This window comes from Lentzea pudingi (assembly GCF_014646255.1).
Taxonomy (GTDB): Bacteria; Actinomycetota; Actinomycetes; order Mycobacteriales; family Pseudonocardiaceae; genus Lentzea; species Lentzea pudingi.
The window spans coordinates 1-18,972 of record NZ_BMNC01000015.1 but is presented as its reverse complement, the minus strand read 5'-3'; the positions used below and the strand labels follow the sequence as shown (position 1 = coordinate 18,972).

Annotated in this window: 20 protein-coding genes; 15 read left to right on the top strand and 5 right to left on the bottom strand. The window is 70.5% G+C overall.

Translation table 11 applies throughout. The features are described 5' to 3' along the window. Nucleotides 1–20 precede the first annotated feature (20 nt). Genes IEY88_RS34835 through IEY88_RS34825 form a run of 3 tightly spaced genes read left to right on the top strand, consistent with a single transcriptional unit; the run spans nt 21 to nt 2,917 of the window. Nucleotides 21–1,025 carry a C40 family peptidase gene (locus IEY88_RS34835; RefSeq protein WP_189159168.1) on the top strand — a complete coding sequence of 335 codons (1,005 nt, stop codon included), beginning with the start codon at nt 21–23 and terminating at the stop codon, nt 1,023–1,025. A gap of 10 nt (nt 1,026–1,035) precedes the next feature. Then, nucleotides 1,036–1,803 carry a basic secretory protein-like protein gene (locus IEY88_RS34830; RefSeq protein WP_189159167.1) on the top strand — a complete coding sequence of 256 codons (768 nt, stop codon included), beginning with the start codon at nt 1,036–1,038 and terminating at the stop codon, nt 1,801–1,803. Nucleotides 1,804–1,813: 10 nt separating this feature from the next. After that, nucleotides 1,814–2,917: a glycosyltransferase family 4 protein gene (locus IEY88_RS34825; RefSeq protein WP_189159166.1), complete on the top strand. Its 1,104-nt coding sequence runs from the start codon at nt 1,814–1,816 to the stop codon at nt 2,915–2,917. Nucleotides 2,918–3,225: 308 nt separating this feature from the next. Here IEY88_RS34825 and IEY88_RS34820 read toward each other — a convergent pair whose 3' ends face one another. Beyond that, nucleotides 3,226–6,093, bottom strand: a complete 2,868-nt coding sequence (locus IEY88_RS34820) for an AfsR/SARP family transcriptional regulator (RefSeq protein WP_189159165.1) — start codon at nt 6,091–6,093, stop codon at nt 3,226–3,228. Between the two features lie 249 nt (nt 6,094–6,342). Beyond that, the gene (locus tag IEY88_RS34815) at nt 6,343–8,139 is read right to left on the bottom strand and encodes an AMP-dependent synthetase/ligase (protein ID WP_189159164.1); all 1,797 of its coding nucleotides are present in this window, start codon (nt 8,137–8,139) and stop codon (nt 6,343–6,345) included. A 98-nt stretch (nt 8,140–8,237) separates the two neighbouring features. Here IEY88_RS34815 and IEY88_RS34810 point away from each other — a divergent pair, with 98 nt between their 5' ends. Genes IEY88_RS34810 through IEY88_RS34785 form a run of 6 tightly spaced genes read left to right on the top strand, consistent with a single transcriptional unit; the run spans nt 8,238 to nt 12,498 of the window. Continuing rightward, the gene (locus IEY88_RS34810) at nt 8,238–8,618 is read left to right on the top strand and encodes a polyketide cyclase / dehydrase and lipid transport (RefSeq protein WP_189159163.1); all 381 of its coding nucleotides are present in this window, start codon (nt 8,238–8,240) and stop codon (nt 8,616–8,618) included. Between the two features lie 58 nt (nt 8,619–8,676). Further along, nucleotides 8,677–9,465: a metallophosphoesterase family protein gene (locus IEY88_RS34805; RefSeq protein WP_189159162.1), complete on the top strand. Its 789-nt coding sequence runs from the start codon at nt 8,677–8,679 to the stop codon at nt 9,463–9,465. Nucleotides 9,466–9,488: 23 nt separating this feature from the next. Next, on the top strand, nt 9,489–9,929 hold the full coding sequence (locus IEY88_RS34800) for an SRPBCC family protein (protein WP_189159161.1): 441 nt from the start codon (nt 9,489–9,491) through the stop codon (nt 9,927–9,929). Then, complete coding sequence (locus tag IEY88_RS34795) at nt 9,926–11,146, top strand: ArsA family ATPase (protein WP_189159160.1); 1,221 nt, start codon at nt 9,926–9,928, stop codon at nt 11,144–11,146. Before IEY88_RS34800 ends, IEY88_RS34795 begins: the two co-directional genes overlap by 4 nt. 15 nt (nt 11,147–11,161) lie before the next feature. Then, a complete protein-coding gene (locus IEY88_RS34790) occupies nt 11,162–11,512 on the top strand; it encodes a hypothetical protein (RefSeq protein WP_189159159.1) in 351 nt (116 codons plus the stop codon). Further along, on the top strand, nt 11,512–12,498 hold the full coding sequence (locus IEY88_RS34785; protein WP_189159158.1) for an ROK family glucokinase: 987 nt from the start codon (nt 11,512–11,514) through the stop codon (nt 12,496–12,498). Before IEY88_RS34790 ends, IEY88_RS34785 begins: the two co-directional genes overlap by 1 nt. 22 nt (nt 12,499–12,520) lie before the next feature. Here IEY88_RS34785 and IEY88_RS34780 read toward each other — a convergent pair whose 3' ends face one another. After that, nucleotides 12,521–12,853, bottom strand: a complete 333-nt coding sequence (locus tag IEY88_RS34780; RefSeq protein ID WP_189159157.1) for a DUF3140 domain-containing protein — start codon at nt 12,851–12,853, stop codon at nt 12,521–12,523. Nucleotides 12,854–12,903: 50 nt separating this feature from the next. On the opposite strand from IEY88_RS34780, the gene IEY88_RS34775 reads away from it, so the two are divergent. Next, nucleotides 12,904–13,122 carry a hypervirulence associated TUDOR domain-containing protein gene (locus IEY88_RS34775; protein WP_189159156.1) on the top strand — a complete coding sequence of 73 codons (219 nt, stop codon included), beginning with the start codon at nt 12,904–12,906 and terminating at the stop codon, nt 13,120–13,122. A gap of 187 nt (nt 13,123–13,309) precedes the next feature. On the opposite strand, the gene IEY88_RS45180 is transcribed toward IEY88_RS34775, so the two are convergent. Next, a complete protein-coding gene (locus IEY88_RS45180) occupies nt 13,310–13,435 on the bottom strand; it encodes a hypothetical protein (protein ID WP_268241278.1) in 126 nt (41 codons plus the stop codon). Nucleotides 13,436–13,479: 44 nt separating this feature from the next. Beyond that, nucleotides 13,480–13,947 (bottom strand): hypothetical protein, encoded by a 468-nt coding sequence (locus IEY88_RS34770; protein WP_189159155.1) that lies wholly within the window; start codon nt 13,945–13,947, stop codon nt 13,480–13,482. Between the two features lie 221 nt (nt 13,948–14,168). Here IEY88_RS34770 and IEY88_RS34765 point away from each other — a divergent pair, with 221 nt between their 5' ends. The 5 genes from IEY88_RS34765 to IEY88_RS34745 all read left to right on the top strand — a co-directional run bounded on the left by IEY88_RS34765 (nt 14,169) and on the right by IEY88_RS34745 (nt 18,889). Beyond that, nucleotides 14,169–14,900 carry a lysophospholipid acyltransferase family protein gene (locus IEY88_RS34765; RefSeq protein ID WP_189159154.1) on the top strand — a complete coding sequence of 244 codons (732 nt, stop codon included), beginning with the start codon at nt 14,169–14,171 and terminating at the stop codon, nt 14,898–14,900. A 21-nt stretch (nt 14,901–14,921) separates the two neighbouring features. Next, nucleotides 14,922–15,434, top strand: coding sequence for a polyadenylate-specific 3'-exoribonuclease AS (locus IEY88_RS34760; RefSeq protein ID WP_189159153.1), 513 nt, complete (start codon nt 14,922–14,924; stop codon nt 15,432–15,434). 75 nt (nt 15,435–15,509) lie between these two features. Further along, a complete protein-coding gene (locus tag IEY88_RS34755) occupies nt 15,510–16,538 on the top strand; it encodes a 6-phosphofructokinase (protein ID WP_189159323.1) in 1,029 nt (342 codons plus the stop codon). Nucleotides 16,539–16,733: 195 nt separating this feature from the next. Further along, nucleotides 16,734–17,090, top strand: coding sequence for a putative quinol monooxygenase (locus IEY88_RS34750; RefSeq protein ID WP_189159152.1), 357 nt, complete (start codon nt 16,734–16,736; stop codon nt 17,088–17,090). A gap of 2 nt (nt 17,091–17,092) precedes the next feature. Next, nucleotides 17,093–18,889 (top strand): FAD-dependent oxidoreductase, encoded by a 1,797-nt coding sequence (locus IEY88_RS34745; RefSeq protein WP_189159151.1) that lies wholly within the window; start codon nt 17,093–17,095, stop codon nt 18,887–18,889. Nucleotides 18,890–18,972: the final 83 nt, after the last annotated feature.

The window sequence follows — 18,972 nt, the reverse complement described above, 5'->3', positions numbered from 1 at the left end:
CGAGGGGGATCGGCGACCTCATGTCGCGCAACTTCACCCGTGTTCTCGTGGTTCTCCTGCTGTTGGTCCCGGTCACACCGGCGGTGTCCTCCGCCGCGCAACCGGCCGATCCCGCGCGCGCGTACGCGGAGCTGACAGCGCAGGCGACGAAGCTCAACGAAGAGGTCCTGCGCGCGCAGGAAGACCTCACCCAGCGCCGCGCCGAGCTCGAACGCGCGACGGCGACGGTGGCGGCCGCGCAGCAGATCGAGCGGCAGGCCAAGCGCGACGAGGACGACTTCCAGGGGCAGGTCGACCTGATCGCCCAGGCGTCGTTCGAGGGCGCGCGGTTCAACCAGCTGTCGGCGCTGCTCGTCGCCGACTCGCAGCAGGACTTCCTGCACCGCCTCGAGATGATGCGGGTGCTGGCCGCCGACAACGCGGAGTCGCTCGCGCGCCTGTCCGCCGCGGTGGAGAAGGCCCGGCAGGCGCACCAGGTGGCGGAAACCGCGCGTGCCCGTGCCGCGGAGACCACGGCGGCGGCCGAGAAGCTGAAGAGCGACCTGGACGGCCGCAACCAGGCGTTGCAAGCGCAGATCACCGAGGTGCGGACGGCATTGACGCGGTTGCCCGCACCCGTCGTGAACCAGCTGCGCGACCCCGGCGACCGCTCGCCGATCAGCGCGCCCTCCGGGGTGGCGGGCATCGCGCTGACCTTCGCGCTGGCGCAGCGCGGGGACGAGTACAGGTACGGCGCCACGGGTTTCGACCAGTGGGACTGCGCCGGGCTGACCATGAAGGCGTACGCGGCCGCCGGGATCGCGATCCCGCGCACGTCCGGCGGACAGGCCGGTGTCGGCCGCGCCGTGTCGCGGTCCGAGGTCCGGGCAGGCGATTTGCTCATCTACTACTCGAGCCGGTCGCACGTGGCCATGGCCGTGGACAACGCACGGGCCGTGCACGCCTCCACGGAGGGCCAGCCGGTGAAGATCGCACCGATCGACGCCATCGGGCCCATCGCGGTGATCCGGCGCATCGAGGGCTAGCGTTGCGCCGGTGAAGCACCTCCGGACGTTGCTGGCGATCACCGTCGCCATGACGTTCCTGCTGGGTGTCAGCGTTGCATTACGGCCCGTTCAGTTGCAGTCGACCGCAACTGTCCATTGCAATGGGGCGGTGCTGACGGCCGCGTCCGGCACTGTGACCAGCAGTTCTTGTGATGGCGAGTTGGCGTCGCGGGTGTCGGGGTTGCTGGACGACTCGGTGCGCGAGGTCGGCGATATATTGGATATCAGCTGGAGCCGCCGGGTCGACGTCGTCGTTCCGGCGTCGGACACCGAGCTCGTGTCGCTCGTCGGGCCCGCCTTCGCGGACATGGCCGGGATCGCCATCCGGGACGGTTCCGGGCAGCGCGTCGTCATCAACCGAGTGCGGGCCGCGGCGTTGTCGGACGTGGAGCTGGGCGTGCTGTTGCGGCACGAGATCACGCACGTCGCCACGCGCGACCTGACCTCCGACTCGGCTCCGCTGTGGCTGGTGGAGGGGTTCGCGGACTGGGTGGCGTTCCACAGCACGGGGCTGTCGCTTCGTCAGGCCGCGCCGCTGCTGAGACCGGACGTCTCGGCGCTGCCGGCCGACTTCGGCGGTGCCGGGCGGGACCTCGCCTACCAGCAGGCGTACTCGATCATGGTCTACCTTGAGTCACGGCTGGGGGAGCGTGGTGTCGTGGACTTCTTCCTGCGGCACGCGTCGTCGTCCGCAGTGGACGCCGGCGCCGTCGACGTGGCGGGCTGGCGTGAGTTCCTGAGAACGAGCATCGGATAGCGTTGGGTTCGTGCGCCGAACCCTGCTGGTGACCAACGACTTCCCGCCCCGCCCCGGTGGCATCCAGTCCTACCTGCACGCGTTCGCGACACGGCTGCCCCAGGACTCGCTCGTCGTCTACGCGCCGAAGTGGAAGGGCGCGGAGGAGTTCGACGCCGAGCAGCCGTTCCCGGTGGTGCGGCATCCCACGTCGCTGATGCTGCCGACGCCGGACGTCCTGCGCCGTGCCCGCGACATCGCCCGCGCCGAGTCGTGCGAGGCGGCGTGGTTCGGGGCGGCGGCACCGCTCGCGTTGCTGGCGCCGTCGCTCGGGTTGAGCCGCTCGGTGGCGTGCACGCACGGGCACGAGGTCGGCTGGTCGATGCTCCCGGTGGCGCGTCAGGCGTTGCGGGCCATCGGGTCCGGTGTGGACGTCGTGACCTACGTCAGCCGCTACACCCGCTCGCGGTTCTCGGCGGCGTTCGGGCCGATGGCGGCGCTGGAACACCTCCCGTCCGGTGTGGACACCGAGCAGTACCGCCCCGATCCCGCCGCGCGCGCCGAGATCCGCCGGCGCCACGGGCTGGGCGACCGGCCGGTGGTCGTGTGCGTGTCGCGCCTGGTGCCGCGCAAGGGGCAGGACGTCCTGATCCGCGCGCTGCCGTTGATCCAGCGTTCGGTGCAGGACGCCGCTCTGCTGATCGTCGGCGGCGGGCCGTACCGCAAGACGCTCGAGAAGATGGCCGCCGGCTCACGCGACATCGTGCTGACCGGCTCGGTGCCGTGGGAGGAACTGCCCGCGCACTACAACGCCGGCGACGTCTTCGCGATGCCCTGCCGCACGCGCGGCCGCGGCCTCGACGTCGAAGGGCTCGGCATCGTCTACCTGGAGGCCTCGGCGACCGGGCTGCCCGTCGTGGCCGGACGCTCCGGTGGCGCTCCCGAGACCGTGCGGGACGGCATCACCGGCAACGTCGTCGACGGCCTCGACGTCGAGAACGTCGCCTCGCGGATCGCCTCGCTCCTCGCCGATCCCGAGACCGCGGCCAAGATGGGGCGCGCCGGCCGGGAGTGGGTCAGCGACCACTGGCGCTGGGACCAGCTCGCACACCGCCTCGAAAATCTCATCGGCTGAACTCGGTACTCGATGTCCTGGTCGGGTGACCAGCGATATCCGGAACGCGATATCCGATGTACCGGCTCTGTGTGCGAGGTGCATGCGCTCGGCATTCGGAGCGTGCGCAGTCGGTATGACCGTTGTCTGAACGCTCCATGCTGGATGTCGACCGCCTGTATACAGGGCGTATTGCGGCTGGATGGCGTTCTGGCGGTTTCACTCCTGCAGTCTCTGAACATCGCTAAGCGCCACGGAAGACAACGTTGTCATCCCGGGTACGCCATATATGGCATATCGCGAGGTGAAAGCCGAAGAGGGCGGAACGATCAGGCGAGTTCGCGGGCTCGGTTCTCCAAAGCGCGCAATCCCAGCTCGGCACTGCGCCGCGCGGCCCGGTCGGCGGCGGCCTGGGCATCGGCGGGGCGGTCGAGATCGCGCAACACCCCGGCCAGGGCGATCAGCGCGCGGACCTCGCCCGAGGCGTAACCGATCCGCCGGGCCGTCGTCAGGGCCTGCTCGAACAGTCCGGCGGCGGCGTCGAAGTCGAGGAAGGCCCGGCGGGTCTCGCCGAGCGTGATCCGGACCGAGGTCGCCACCTGCGGGTCACCGCCGTCGGCCACGAGGGACAGGGCGCGGGTCGCCAGGGACAGGGCCGCGCCGGTGTTGCCGGCGGCGAGTTCCAGGGCGGCGAGGTTCTCCAGGGTCTCGGACTCGCCGGCGGGGACGTTGCCGATCTCCAGGGCGCGTTCGAGGTGGGCCCGTGCCTCGACCGGACGGCCCTGCAGGCGCAGGGCCATGCCGAGGTAGGTGTGGCTGTCGGCGTTCGGGGCCAGTGCCAGCGCCTGCGAGAAGTGCTCGACCGCGCCGTCGATCTCGCCGAGTTCCACGGCGAGCTGGCCGAGGTTGTACAGGCCGGTGCTGACGCTGTCCGCCGGCGCCGAGCGCAGCATGTCCAGGCAGCGGACCAGGGTGTCGCGCGCGGCGACCAGGTCGCCGGAGCGGCGGTGCACGAGGCTGAGATTGTTGAGCGCGCCCGCCTCGGCGTCCTTGTCGCCCAGTTCCCGGTACAGGTCGATGGCGCGGTTGTGGTGCTCGACGGAGCGTGCGTACTCGCCCAGCCGCAGGTAGAGGGTGCCGAGGTTCGCGTGCATCGCGGCCTCGGCCGGGCGGTGCGCGGACTCCTGGGCGGCCTGCAAGCCGTGGTGGGCCGTCGCGAGCCATTCGCCGACGTGCTGGCCGATCCAGAGGTAGCCGCGCAGCGCGTCCGCCAGCTGCCACGCCATCACCGCGGGGCCGTGCTCGGCCGCGTGCCGGATGGCGGCGATCAGGTTCGGGCGTTCCGCGTCGAGCCACGCCAGGGCCTCGGCCGACGTCGAGATCCGCGGCGAGGGTCCCGCCGCGGGCGACGGCAACCGCACGATCCCGGGGTAGAGCAGCTCGGCGCAGCGTTCGACGCCGCGCAGGTAGTGGTTCACCAGCGCCGTCCACGCCACCTGCTGTTCCGCCGGGCTGTCCGCCTTCTCCCGCAACGCGGCGGCGTACCGGACCAGCTCGTCGTGGAACCGGTAGCGGCCGGGTGCCGGCGACACCACCAGTCCCGCGATCGCCAGCACCGTCAGCAGGCCCTCGGCGTCGGCGTCGGCCAGCGCGGACGCGGCTTCCGGCGTGAAGTCCGGCCCCGGCACCAGCGACAACAGCCGGAACAACCGTTGCGGCGCGGGAGGCAGCGCGGCGTAGGCGAGCTCGATGGGCGAACCGGAGATCGTCACGTCGTCACGCCCGGCCAGGTACGCCGCCGCCACCCGCAACGCGAGCGGCAGGTGCCCGCACCGCGCCGCCAGCTCCGCGTGGTCGCCCGGCCCGAGCAGCTTCTCCAGCAGCGCCGCCGACTCCGCCGCCGAGAACACGTCCACCGGCACGGTCCGCGCGCCGTTCAGGGCGATCAGCCCGCGCAGGTCGTCCCGCGACGTCACGATCACCCGGCACGACGCCGTCCCCGGCAGCAACGGCCGCACCTGGTCCGGCGCGGACGCGTTGTCGAGCACCAGCAACATCCGCCGCCCCGACAGCAACGACCGCAGCATCGTGCTCTGCTCGTCCGCGTCCGGCGGGATCTCGTCCGGCGGCACCCCGAGCGCCCGCAGGAACCGCGACAGCACGTCCACCCCGTCCGCAGGGGCCCCCAGCGCGTAGCCGCGCAGGTCGACGTGGAGCTGCCCGTCCGGGAACCGGTCCCGCAGCAGGTGCGCCACGTGCACCGCGAGCGTCGTCTTGCCCACCCCCGGCGGTCCCGCCAGCGTCACGATCGGCACCGACCCGGCCGTGATCAGCCCCGAGACCCGTTCCACGTGCCAGGACCGCCCGGTGAAGTCCGCGATGTCGTCCGGCAGCCGCATCGGTGACGACGGCACCCGTTCCGGCTCCCGCTCCACCACCGGCGCGGCCAGCCCCGGCGCCCCCACCAGGATCGCCTGGTGCAACGACCGCAGCTCCCGCGACGGGTCGATGCCCAGCTGCTCGTCGAGCGTCCGGTCGAGCTGCCGGAACGCCTCCAGCGCCTCCGCCTGCCTGCTGCCGCGGTAGAGCGCGAGCATCAGCTGCGCCCAGAACCGCTCGCGCAACGGGTGGTCCCGCGTCAGCCCGAACAGCTCCGGCACCAGGTCCGCGTGGTTGCCGAGCGCGAGCTCGACGTCGATCCGCTGCTCGTGCAGCGTCATCAGCAGCTCGGTGAGCCGTGGCGCGTGCTCCGCGTACAACGTCTCCGAAGGCACGTCCGACAACACCGGACCACGCCACAACTCCAACGCCTCGGCAAACGCTTTCCGCGCTGTGACCAGGTCGCCCGACGACACCGCCGCACGTCCGCGGGCCGCCGCGTCCGCGAACAGGTGCGCGTCCACTGCCAGCGGATCGACCCGCATCCGGTAGCCGTCCGCGGCCGTCTGGATCAACGACGGGTCACCCAGCGCCGCCCGCAACCGCATCACGTACGTCTGCACCGTGCCACGCGTGCGCGCCGGCGGTGTGTCGCCCCACACGTGCTCGACGAGTTCCGTCACGGGCACGACGCGGTTCGGCCGCAGCAGCAACGCCGCCAGCAACGCCCGGTGCTTGCCCGCGCGCAACACGACAGCGGAGGTCTCCAGGCGTACTTCCATCGGGCCGAGCAGCCGGAACTGCGGACCCGAAGCCATCGTCTGCCTCTCGTGCGAGCCGGATCTTCCCCGTCCGGCCCACAGCCTATTGGCGCTCTGTCGCCGAGTGACATCGGCGCGTCAGCGATACGTCAGCGCCGTACGGCAATCTTCTTCATGTCCCGGTCGGGGGGCCGGGGCAACAACTTCTCGGGTTCGGCGGAGAGTTCCGCGGATCACGATCGCTGGGGGTCGAAAGGCCCAGGAGCACTCTTCAGCTCCTGGGCCTTTCGCGCATTCGACCTGCAGTTACTTCGCGTAGATCGCGTCGATGTCCGCCGAGTAGGTCGTCGCCACGACCGAGCGCTTCAGCTTCAGCGACGGCGTCATCTCGCCGCCCGCCTCGGTGAAGTCGACCGGCAGCACCCGGAACTTGCGGATCGCCTCGGCCTTGGACACCGACTTGTTCGCGTCGTCCACCACGGCCTGGATCTCGGCCAGCAGGTCCGCGTCCTCGATCAGGTCGGGGACCTCGGCGCTCGCCGGCTTGCCGTGCGACTCCTTCCACGACGGGAAGAACTCCGGGTCGATCGTGATCAGCGCGCCGATGAACGGCTGCTTGTCGCCGACGACCATGCACTGCGAGATCAGCGGGTGCGCCCGGATCCGGTCCTCGAGCTGCGCGGGGGAGACGTTCTTGCCACCGGCGGTGACGATGATCTCCTTCTTGCGGCCCGTGATCTTCAGGAACCCGTCGGTGTCGAGCTCGCCGATGTCACCGGTGTGGAACCAGCCGTCCTCCAAGGCCTCCTTGGTGGCGGCCTCGTTGTTCCAGTAGCCGGTGAACACGATGTCGCCCTTGATGAGGATCTCGCCGTCCTCGGCGATCTTCACCGACGTGCCGGGCACCGGCAGGCCGACCGTGCCGACCTTCTCCTGACCCCGGAACGTCACGCACGCCGCCGCCGACGTCTCGGTCAGGCCGTAGCCCTCGTAGACCGGGATGCCCGCGCCGCGGAAGAAGTGCGACAGCCGGGCACCCAGCGGAGCACCACCGGAGACCGCCGCGACCGCACGACCGCCCAGGGCGGCCCGCAGCTTCGTGAACACCAGCTTGTCGAACACCGCGTGCTTGATCCGCAGGCCGAGGCCGGGACCGCCGTTGTCGAGCGCCGTGCTGTACGCGACCGACGTGGCCTCGGCGGCGTCGAAGATCTTGCCCTTGCCGCCGGCGTGCGCCTTCTGCTTGGCGCCGTTGTAGACCTTCTCGAACACGCGCGGCACCGCGACGACGAACGTCGGGCGGAACTGGCCGAGGTCCTCGACGAGGTTCTTCACATCGGCGGTGTGGCCCAGCGTCGCCCGCGAGTACACGCACGCGAGGTACAGGGCACGCGCCAGGATGTGCGCGAGCGGCAGGAACAGCAGCAGCGAGTTGCCGGCCGTGAGGATCTCCGGGAACCGCGACAGCGCCGACCGCACCTCGGACAGCAGGTTGCGGTGCGTCAGCGTGCAGCCCTTGGGACGGCCGGTGGTGCCGGACGTGTAGACGAGCGTCGCCGTGTGGTCCGCCTGGACCTGCTTGCGGCGCTCGTGCACCTGCTCGTCGGTGATCTCGGCACCCAGCGCGGTCAGTTCGTCGACGGCGGGGGCGGAGCCGTCGATCTGCCACACGTGGCGCAGTTCGGGCAGCTTGCCGACGACGTCGTCGACCATCGCGCGGTGCGACGACGCCTCGACGAACACCGCCGTCGCGCCCGAGTCGGACAGGATCCACTCGATCTGGTCCGCCGACGACGTCTCGTAGATGGGCACCACGACGCCGCCCGCCGCCCAGATGGCGAAGTCGAGCAACGACCACTCGTAGCGCGTCTTGGAGACCAGTCCGACGCGATCGCCCAGTTCGAGACCGGCTGCGATCATGCCCTTCGCGACCGCCATGACCTGCGCGGCGAAGTCACGCGCGGTGATGTCGATCCAGGTGCCGTCGACCTGCCTGCGGAAGCTGACGGCGTTGCCGAAGCGCTCCGCGTTGGCCCACACCATGTCGGTGAGGTTTTCCTCCGGAGCCACAGCGGCGGTGGCGGGGACGCTGAACTCGCGCACGTCAACCTCCGTACGGTGAAATGTTACTGGTGGGGAAACCTAGCGTGTGATTCCGGCGATACAAAGGTGGGTACGCCCTTCCGTTACCTTTTGTCCTCATGGCCAGCGTGGACGTCGTCGACGAGACTTTCCTCGCGGTACCACCCGGAGTGGTCGCCGCAGCCTTCGCCCCGCCTGCCTCCTGGCGGGCGTTCTGGCCCGATCTGGAGCTCGACGTCTACGCCGACAGGGGCGACGAGGGCCTGCGCTGGACCGTCGGCGGCGCGCTCGTCGGCACGATGGAGGTCTGGCTCGAGCCCGTGCTCGACGGCACCGTGGTGCACTACTTCCTCCGCGCTGACTCGCCCACCGGGTCGTTCACACCGCGCGACGCCCGCCGCGAGGTGCAACGCCGTCAGCTCGACGCGAAGTCCGTCTCGCTGGGGCTCAAGCTGACCCTGGAGGACGGCCGTCCGGCCGGCTGCCCGCCGGCAGGGTGATCTTGCTTGACGCGCGTCTCGCAGAACACCCCCATGCGGCGTCAACTAAGTTGGAAGCGTGCGGGTTCACGTGGTTTCCGATGTGCACGGCAACGCGGAGGCGCTCGCGCGCGCCGGTGACGGCGCGGACGCCCTCGTCGTCCTCGGCGACCTGATCGACTTCGTCGACTACCACGACCATTCCAAGGGGATCCTCGGCCGCGTCTTCGGGCCGGAGAAGGTCGGGATCTTCGCCGAGCTGCGCCGCGGCACGAAGCGTGCCGACACGGCGGGCTACATCCGGTCGCTGTGGGACGGGCTCGCCGACGCCCGTTCCGTCGTGGAAGAAGCGGTGCTGGAGCAGTACCACGCGTTGTTCGGCGCCATGTCCGCGCCGACGTACGCGACACCGGGCAATGTGGACAGTCCGCAGCTGTGGCCGCAGTTCGCCCGCGACGGCGTGCACGTCCTCGACGGTGAGGCGGCGGAGATCGGCGGGCTCAGATTCGGGTTCGCCGGCGGCGGGCTGATGGTTCCTGGACTGGTCCGCAACCCCAACGCGCCGTGGTACCCGTACCTGCGCACGGAGGAGGACATGGCCTCGGCGCTGGAGCGGATGGGGCAGGTCGACGTGCTCTGCACGCACATCCCGCCGCTCGTGCCGGAACTGACCTACGACGTCGTCGCGCGCCGTCCCGAGTGGGGGTCACGGGCCGCGCTGGACAAGATCGAGCGCGAACGCCCCCGCTGGTCGGTGTTCGGGCACGTGCACCAGCCGTTGGCCAGGCGCGTGCGCGTCGGCTACACCGAGTGCGTCAACGTCGGGCACTTCCAGCGCAGCGGCAAGCCTCACGTCCTGAATTGGTAGCCACGCGAGTAGCCTCCACGTCTATGGCCGACGAGTCCACTCAGTCCATCGTCATCGACGCTCCGCCTGAGAAGATCATGGCGATCATCGCGGACTTCCCGTCGTACCCGGACTGGGCGAACGGGATGAAGGAAGTCGAGGTCCTCGACACCCGCGACGACGGCCGCGCCGAGCAGGTGCGGTTCGCGATCGACCAGGGTCCCGTGAAGGACGAGTACACCCTGAGGTACGACTGGTCCGCCGACGGTCTTTCGGTGAAGTGGGAGCTCGTCAAGGGCACCATGCAGAAGGCGCAGCAGGGCAGCTACGTGCTGGCGCCGTCCGGTACCGGCACCAAGGTCACCTACACGTTGTCGGTGCAGCTGGTGATCCCGATGATCGGGCTGTTCCGCCGCAAGGCCGAGAAGCTGATCCTCGACACCGCGCTCAAGGAGCTCAAGAAGCGCGCGGAGAAGGCGGCTTGAGCCGGGTCCTGCTCTTCACCGGCAAGGGCGGGGTCGGCAAGACGACGCTGTCGGCCGCCACCGCCGCCTCGCTGGCCGCGCACGGCCGCAAGGCGCTGGTCGTCTCCACCGACCCCGCGCACTCGCTCGGCGACGCGCTCGACACGCGTCTGGGCGCCGAACCGTCCGAAGTAGACGGATCAGACGGCCTGTTCGCCTGCCAGATCGACCCGCGCGGCCTCGTCGACGAGGCGTGGGGCGACCTGCGCGGCCACCTGCGGACCGTGCTCGCGGGCGCCGGTGTCGACGAGCTCGACGCCGAGGAACTCACCGTGCTGCCCGGCGTCGAGGAGCTGCTGGCCCTCGCCGAGGTGCGGCGGCTCGCCGCGTCCGGGCCGTGGGAGGTCGTGGTCGTCGACTGCGGGCCGACCGCGGAGACGTTGCGGCTGCTGTCGCTGCCCGAGGCGTTCGCGGGGTACCTCGAACGGCTCTTCCCGACCCACCGGCGCGTGGTGCGAGGCCTGCTCGCGGGCGTCGCGGGCACCGGGACCGTCGAGAAGTGGGACGCGACCGCGGACGCGCTGAGCCGGCTCGCCGAGCGGCTCGACGCATTGCGCTCGATGCTCACCGACGCGTCGTCGTGCTCGGTGCGGCTGGTGCTGACGCCCGAACGCGTCGTCGCCGCCGAGACCCGTCGCACCCTGACCGCGCTCGCGTTGCAGGGCATCCGGGTGGACAGCGTGATCGCGAACCGGCTGGTGCCCTCGCCGGGTGCCGCGCGCGGTGCCGCCGCCACGTGGCTGCGGACCCGCCGGCACGAGCAGGACGCCGTGCTGGCCGAGCTGACCGGCATCGGTGAGATCCGCACGGTCGACCACCGCGCGTCGGAGCCCGTGGGCGTGCTGGCGTTGCTGGAGGTCGCCGGGCAGCTCTACGGCGACACCGACCCGCTGCCCGTCGCGGAGCCCGCTCCCGGTGGGTCCGGATCGCTGCTGGAGGTGTCGGGCAGCGGGCGCGGGCTCGACGCCCGGTACTCGCTGCGGATCGCGTTGCCGCTGGCGGACGACACGGAGCTGGACCTCGCACGCGTGGGCGACGACCTGGCGCTGACGGTGGACGGCCGGCGCCGGCTCGTGGCACTGCCGTCGTTGCTGAGGCGCTGCATCGTCACCGGTGCGGAGATGGACTCGGGTGGCGTCACGGTGGGGTTCCGCCCGGACCCTTCCCTCTGGCGCTGATTCAGGAGCTTGCAGATGACCCAGGACAACAACGGCAAGCTCGCCGAGGAGCTGCGGCTGCTCATCGACACGGCCGCCGAACGCATGCAGCCGTGGCTGCAGCGCGTCTCCGAGGCGGGCGACGGCTCGCACACGCCCGAGACGTGCGGCTGGTGCCCGTTGTGCAACGGCGTGGCGCTGCTGCGCGGCGACCGCTCCGAGCTGGCCGCGAAGGCCGCCGAACACGCGGCGGGCCTGGTGGCGGTGCTGCGTGCGGCCCTGCGCGAGCCCGGCACCCCGCCACCGGCACCCTCGGCCGGTGACGAGCCCGCGCCGGACGCGGGCCAGCGCGTGCAGCACATCAAGGTCGTCAGGAAGTCCGACTAGTGCTCACCGTCGGAGTGGACATCGGCGGCACCAGCGTGCGCGCGGGAGTCGTGGACCCGCGTGGCTCGGTGCTGGACACCTCCCGCGCCCCCACGCCCGCGGGTGAACGCGCCCTCGAAGACGCGATCGTCGCCGCCGTGGAGGAGGTGGCGGCCCGCCACGCGGTGAACGCCGTCGGACTGGCCGTCGCGGGCTTCATCGCCTCGGACCGCCGCACGGTCCGGTTCGCGCCGCACCTGGCGTGGCGGCAGGCCGACGTGGCGGACCGCATGAGCGACCGCCTGGGCATGCCGGTCGTGCTGGAACACGACGCGAACGCCGCCGCGCTGGCCGAACACCGCTTCGGCGCGGCCCGCGGCGCCAAGACCGCCGTGCTCGTCGCCATCGGCACGGGCATCGGCGCCGCGCTGCTGCTGAACGGCGAGGTCTTCCGCGGCGCGCACGGCGTGGCCCCCGAACTCGGTCACCTGCGCGTCGTCCCGGACGGCCGGCCCTGCCCGTGCGGCAAGAACGGCTGCTGGGAGCGCTACTGCAGCGGCACGGCCCTGAGCGCGACGGCAGTGGAGCTGCTCGCCAAGCACCCCGGCGTCTCGACCGTCCTCGCCCGCGAGGCGGCAGGCGACTCGCGCGCGGTGACCGGCCGCCGGGTGGCCGGAGCGGCGCGCGACGGCGACCCGCTGGCCAAGCGCGCGATGGCCGACCTGGCCCGCTGGCTCGGCGAGGGCCTGGCCCTGGTCGCGGACGTGTACGACCCCGAGGTGATCGTCATCGGGGGAGGCGTGTCGACCTCGGCGCCGCTGTTCCTCGACGACGCCCGCGAGCGCTACGCCTCCGTCGTGACGGGAGCGGGCCACCGCCCGCTGGCCCGGATCCGCACCGCCCAGCTCGGCGACGACGCGGGCATCGTGGGCGCGGCGACCCTGGCCCGCGAGTCGGCGGCCCAGATGGCCACGCGAGCGGCCAAGAACCACTCGCGTCGGTCCTGAGCTGCTTCTCGCCGGTTCCGAACTACTTCTCCAGGGGGTCGTGGCCCCAGTTCATCAGCGAGTAGCGCCAGCGGGTGTCCGCGACGTCGCCGTCGGGACGCTGGGCGAGGTGCCGGTGGACGTAGCCGACGACCTTGCGCATGTGCTCGAGGTCGGCGCCGGTCAGGTCGTCGCGCTTGGTCTGCAGCAGCTCCACGATGCGGCGGCCGGACGCGTGCCCGGTCGACTCGCCGGACCGCTTGTCGCCGACCTGCTTGGACTCGTCGCAGTCGAGCCACTTCTCGAGCTTCGAGGCGGTCATGTTGACCACGGCACCGAAGTCCTTCCGCGTCTGCTCCTGCTCGTCGTCGCGCACGTTGGTCCTCCCGCTCGGGTTGCTTCGTCCGAGTGGGGTACCCGCGTGCCATGACGAAGCATCCCTACAAGCCGGGTGACGAGGTCGAGTGGTCGAGCCACGGCTCGACGACCCACGGCGAGGTGAAGGAGGAGATCACCGAGGAGAAGGAGGCGGCGGGCCGCAAGGTGAAGGCGTCCAAGGACGAGCCCCAGTACCGCGTCGAAAGCGCGAAGAGCGGCAGGGACGCGGTGCACAAGCCGTCCGCGTTGCGGAAGCGCTCCAGCTGACCCGCCCGCCCGTTTCAGGAGCCTTTGCAACAGGTCTTTTGCGGACGAAGTCAAAAGACCTGTTGCAAGGGTGCAGGTCAGCGCGACTGATATATCGATTTGAGGGCGTGTCGCGGCGGGCGTGTCGGGGTGTGTTCGCCCGCCGCGAACACCCGGTCGAGCGGCCGGCGGATCGCCGGCGAGGCGACTAACGGCCGAGCAGGCGAAGGATGCGCGGACGACGGCGCTTGGCCGCGTCCTTCTTGCTCAGGGTCGCCATGGCGCGGGCCATCATCAGGTGCTGCATCTGGTCCATGCCGCACACGGTAGGCATGACCCAATCGTTATCTGAAGGTTTGAGTGGCCGTTATCACGCCGTTACACCTGAGCGCCGTCGTCCCATCCCGAGTCCGGCGGCGGGGTGTTGCGCATGCGCAGGATCAGCCAGCCGACGCCCGCGCACAGCGCCACCAGTGACAGCGGCGTGCCGATGCGCGCCTGCAGGCCGAAGATGCCGGGTGCGACCAGCAGCAGGATGCCCAGCACGAACAGGCCGAGGGCCGCGAGCGTCGAGGCGCGCAGCACCGGGAACGGCGGCGGCTCCGGCGGGACGTAGTGGTCGTCGTCGGCCGGATCTCGCAGTTCGGGCTCGTCGACGGGGTCCGGCGCGGGGTCGTCGGCCACGACCGTGCGCGGCTCGGGCTCGCCGCGCCCGTTCTCCGGGCTCGCCTCGTCGAGGTCGAGCCAGTCCTTGCCGACCCCGTCCCGTTCGAGACCCGCGACGATCTCGGCAAAGAGCTCGTCGACGTTCTCGGGTCCGTCGGTCGAGTCGCGCCGGGCGTTCATTCAGAGCCTCTCCACAAAGCCGCAACCCTCTGACCCCTCATCGTTGCACGGACGGGATGTGTTGCGGGTTACGGCAGTTGGCCCAGTCGCGTTCCCGGTTCCGGCCTTTCGGGACGGCCGTGACGCCCAAAACTGGGACTCGTTGTGTGAGATGCGGTGGGCTCCGTAGGCTGGATGTCGGGAGCAAGGTTCGCGGGGTCTTTAGGGAGGCGCTTCCCAAGGTGCTGTACTGGTTGATGAAGCACGTCCTCCTGGGTCCGATTCTGCGGTTGTTCTTCCAGCCGAAGATCATCGAGGGCGCCGAGAACATCCCGAAGGACGGCGGCGCCATCCTGGCGAGCAACCACCTCGCCGTCTCCGACTCGTTCTTCCTGCCGCTGATGCTGTCGCGGCGGGTGACGTTCCCCGCGAAGATCGAGTACTTCACGGGCACGGGGCTCAAGGGCAAGCTGCAGAAGTGGTTCTTCTCCGGCGTCGGCCAGGTGCCGATCGACCGATCCAGCGCGTCCGCCGCGCAGGGAGCGCTCGACACCGGCGTGCGGATCGTGCGCGAGGGCAAGCTGCTCGGCATCTACCCCGAGGGCACGCGGTCGCCCGACGCCCGCCTCTACAAGGGCAAGGTCGGCGTCGCGTGGATCGCGCTGGAGTCCGGTGCGCCGGTCATCCCCGTGGCCATGTTCGGCACGGACAAGGCGAACCCCATCGGCTCCAGGATGTGGAAGCCGCACCCGATCCGCATCAAGATCGGCAAGCCGCTCGACTTCTCCCGCTACGAGGGCCTGTCGGGTGACAGGTTCGTGCTGCGGTCCATCACCGACGAGATCATGTACGCGCTGATGGAGCTCTCCGGCCAGGAGTACGTCGATGTCTACGCGTCCAAGGCCAAGGAACAGCCGGCCGTGCCCGAACAGGGCAAGAAGAGCGACCGGGTGCCCGAGAAGAAGGCGAGCTGACCGCACCCCTAGGGTGTCGCGGTGCGGTTTTTCTACGACTGTGAGTTCATCGAGGACGGGCTGACCATCGACCTCGTGTCGATCGGCGTGGTCGACGAGGAAGGCCGCGAGTTCTACGCCGTGTCCACCGAGTTCGACCCCGATCGCGCGGGTCCGTGGGTGCGGCAGAACGTCCTCAACCAGCTGCCCTCGCCCGCGGACAAGGCGTGGCGCAGCCGCGCGCGCATCCGCGAGGACCTGCTCGACTTCCTCGGCGCCCGCAACGCCGCGCGCGACGAGGTCGAGCTGTGGGCGTGGTTCGCCGCCTACGACCACGTAGCGCTGGCGCAGCTGTGGGGTGCGATGCCCGCGCTGCCGCGCTCGCTCCCCAGGTTCACCCGCGACCTGCGGCAACGCTGGGACGACGTCGGCCGCCCCAAACTGCCGGCCCCTCCGGCGGACGCGCACGACGCACTCGCCGACGCGCGGCACAACCTCGCGCGCTGGAAGGTGATCGAGGAACAGCGGGCGAAAATCGGGTTTCCCGTCCGGTGAGTGAGACCCGCGTTGCTGCACCGATACAGCTCGTGAAAGTCTGCGTGACACAGAACACGAGAGATGGGGAAGCAGATGCGCATCGGTGTGCTCACTGGCGGTGGTGACTGCCCCGGTCTGAACGCTGTGATCCGGGCCGTGGTCCGCAAGGGGATCAAGGCGCACGGCTGGGAGATCGTCGGGTTCCGCAACGGGTGGCAGGGCCCGATCGAGAACCTCACCAAGTCGATCGACCTCGCGGACGTCGAGGAGATCCTCACCCGCGGTGGCACCATCCTGGGCTCGTCGCGCACGAACCCCTACAAGGTCGAGGGCGGTGTCGACCGGATCCGCGAGACCATCGCGGAGAACCAGATCGACGCCATCGTCGCGATCGGCGGCGAGGACACGCTCGGTGTCGCCAAGCGCCTGACCGACGACGGCATCGGCGTCGTGGGTGTGCCGAAGACGATCGACAACGACCTCGGCGCCACGGACTACACGTTCGGCTTCGACACGGCCGTCCACATCGCGACCGAGGCCATCGACCGCCTGCGCACCACGGCCGAGTCGCACCACCGTGCGCTCGTCGTCGAGGTCATGGGCCGTCACGCCGGCTGGATCGCGCTGCACTCGGGTCTCGCGGGTGGCGCGAACGTCATCCTCGTCCCGGAGCGCCCCTTCAACGTCGACAAGGTCGTCGAGCACGTCGAGCGCCGCTTCGAGAGCGAGTTCGCGCCGATCATCGTCGTCGCCGAGGGTGCGATCCCCGAGGGTGGCGCCGAGGTGCTGCACTCCGGTGAGCGCGACGCCTTCGGTCACGTCCGCCTCGGTGGCGTCGGCCAGTGGCTCGCGGAGGAGATCGCGGACCGCACCGGCAAGGAGTCCCGCGCGGCCGTCCTCGGCCACATCCAGCGCGGTGGTACGCCGACCGCCTACGACCGCGTCCTCGCGACCCGCTTCGGCCTGCACGCCGTCGACGCCGTCGCCGCCGGTGACTTCGGCACGATGGTCGCGCTGCGCGGCACCGACATCGTGCGCGTGAAGCTGTCCGAGGCCACGGCCGAGCTCAAGACCGTTCCGACGGAGCGCTACGAAGAGGCCGAGGTCTTCTTCGGGGCGTGATCCGCGTCTGACCTGGGATTTTGGGCTCATATCCAATATCCGATATATCAGTTGTGCAAAAGACGTTTGCGGACGACCGCAAACGTCTTTTGCATAAGGGGCGACGGGTCCCGCTCGCTGGGACTCGCGCTGGGTGCAGTCTCCCGCCGACTGCGATGGTGAATTCACCATCCGTTGAGCAGTTGAGGAGACCCGATGAGCGACGCGCGAGTCGTCCTGCCCGAGCCGGACGCCGATGAGACCGGGCCGTACACCCACCTCGGTTTCGCCCAGGCCAAGCCGGGCTGCGAGGACCAGGTCGAGGCGCTGATCCTCGGCCTCGTCGAGCCGCTGCGCGCCGAAGAGGGCTCGATCGAGTTCCACGTCCACCGCGACCGCGCGGACCGGTCGCAGTTCGTGATCTACGAGGTGTTCCGGTCGAAGGAGGACCTGGAGAAGCACCTCGCGCAGCCGTACGTGCGGGAGTTCGTCCAGGCGATCCAGCCCCTGGTCGCGGGCCCGCTGCGCCAGCAGTTCCTGCGCATGGCCAGCACCCTGCCGGCGGTGAGGTAGCCGTGGGACTGCTGGTCTTCGCCCTTGTCACCCTGCTGTTCCTGCTCACCCGCAGGATGTGGGGCAGGCTCACCGGCACCCCGTTGCCGCAGGTCACCGCCCGCCCCGGCAGCGGGTTCCTGGCCGGTCTCGGCAAGTCGCGGACCCGGCCGGAGCCCACGGTCGCACCGCCGAAGACCATCGGAGCACGGGCGGCCCGCCACGACTGCGACGTGCTCGTCGTCGGCGCCGGTCCGAGCGGGCTGATGACAGCGGCGCTGCTGGTCCGCCAGGGCATCAAGGTCTGCGTGGTCGACGCCAACGCCGGACCGGCCACGGAGTCGAGGGCGTTCGCCGTCCAGGCCCGCACGATCGAGCTGTTCAGGAGCATCGGGCTCGCTGACGAACTGCTCGGGCGCGGCGTCGTCACCACCGGCATCCGCTTCCACATCAAGGGCAGGCACGTCGGCGGGCTCGACTTCGACCGCGCGAAAGCCGCGACCACGCCGTACCAGTTCATCCTGATGGCACCGCAGTCCGAAGTGGAGGAGGTGCTGCTCCACGACCTCGCCCGGCACGGCGTCACGGTCCGCCGGGACACGAGGCTGACGCGACTGCGCCAGACCGACGACGCCGTCACCGCGGTCGTCGGCGAGCGCACCATCACCGCCCAGTACGTCGTCGGCGCGGACGGCGCCCACAGCACCGTCCGGCAGCAGCTCGGACTCACCTTCGACGGCGACAAGTACGGCCAGCGCTACCTCCTGGCCGACTGCAAGGTCGAGTGGCCGCTCGACCACGCGCACTTCCGGGTGTTCATGAACCGCGACCGCATCGGCCTGTTCCTACCCCTCAGAGGCGCCGAGACCTCACGTGTGATGGTCACCGACTTCGGCGACCCCCAGACCGAGTTCGACCTCGGCGCCCTCCAGACCGAGCTGCGCAGGGCGATGAACCTGGACGTCACCCTCAGCGCACCGATCTGGACCAGCCGCTACCAGGTCCACCTGCGCGGCGTCGACGACTACCGCCGCGGCAGGGGTTTCCTCGTCGGCGACGCCGCCCACATCCACTCCCCGGCGGGCGGCCAGGGCATGAACACGGGTCTGCACGACGCCGCCAACCTCGCCTGGAAGCTCGCCGCGGCGATCACCGAGGGCGTGGACCTGCTCGGCACCTACTCCGCCGAACGGCACCCGGCGGGCGTGCGGCTGCTGAAGTTCACCGACCGCCTCTACCGGGTCGCGGCGGGCCTGCGCGGCTGGCGGGCGTGGCTGCGCGACACCGCGGGACCGTTCCTCGTCGGACGGATGTCGGCGGCCCCGATCCCGCACCGCAAGTCGTTCCACCGCCTCAGCCAGATCAGCCTCGGCTACCGGCCCAGCGAGATCAACGTCAACGAACTGCTGTACTCGCTGAAGGGTCCGCTGGCGGGCCAGCGCGTCCCGGACGCCAGGATCAACGACCGCGAGCAGGTGTTCGACCTGCTGCAGGGCTACCAGCTGCACGTCATCGCGTTGTCCCGCAAGCACCTCACCGCCGACGAGATCACCGCCACGACGACCCGGTTGCAGGAACTCGGCGTCACCGGCCACCTGATCGGCCGCGTCGAAGCCAGGCAGGACGATCGCGTGCACCGAGCCGACTCGCCTCAGGTGTTCGAGCACTACGGCCTCACCGAACCGGACTCGCGGGCCCTCTACGTGATCCGGCCGGACGGCCACGTCGCCTGGCGCTGCGACGAGCTCGACTTCGAGGCGTGCCAGCGCTTCCTCACCCGTCTTCACCGCCCCACCACCCGGCAAGTCCAGGCCGGATGAGGAAAAGGGGCCCGGTGAAAGAATGAACTGGTCCCCGGAAGTTGGACTGGCTAACTGAAGGTTAGGTCGCGAGGGTCTGGGCT

Bases quoted from the DNA above. Each gene is read 5' to 3' on its own strand.
- IEY88_RS34835 (WP_189159168.1), top strand. From the start codon at position 21: ATGTCGCGCAACTTCACCCGTGTTCTCGTGGTTCTCCTGCTGTTGGTC.
- IEY88_RS34820 (WP_189159165.1), bottom strand. From the start codon at position 6,093: ATGGCTTCGGGTCCGCAGTTCCGGCTGCTCGGCCCGATGGAAGTACGC.
- IEY88_RS34810 (WP_189159163.1), top strand. From the start codon at position 8,238: ATGGCCAGCGTGGACGTCGTCGACGAGACTTTCCTCGCGGTACCACCC.
- IEY88_RS34800 (WP_189159161.1), top strand. From the start codon at position 9,489: ATGGCCGACGAGTCCACTCAGTCCATCGTCATCGACGCTCCGCCTGAG.
- IEY88_RS34790 (WP_189159159.1), top strand. From the start codon at position 11,162: ATGACCCAGGACAACAACGGCAAGCTCGCCGAGGAGCTGCGGCTGCTC.
- IEY88_RS34775 (WP_189159156.1), top strand. From the start codon at position 12,904: ATGACGAAGCATCCCTACAAGCCGGGTGACGAGGTCGAGTGGTCGAGC.
- IEY88_RS45180 (WP_268241278.1), bottom strand. From the start codon at position 13,435: ATGCCTACCGTGTGCGGCATGGACCAGATGCAGCACCTGATGATGGCC.
- IEY88_RS34770 (WP_189159155.1), bottom strand. From the start codon at position 13,947: ATGAACGCCCGGCGCGACTCGACCGACGGACCCGAGAACGTCGACGAG.
- IEY88_RS34755 (WP_189159323.1), top strand. From the start codon at position 15,510: ATGCGCATCGGTGTGCTCACTGGCGGTGGTGACTGCCCCGGTCTGAAC.
- IEY88_RS34750 (WP_189159152.1), top strand. From the start codon at position 16,734: ATGAGCGACGCGCGAGTCGTCCTGCCCGAGCCGGACGCCGATGAGACC.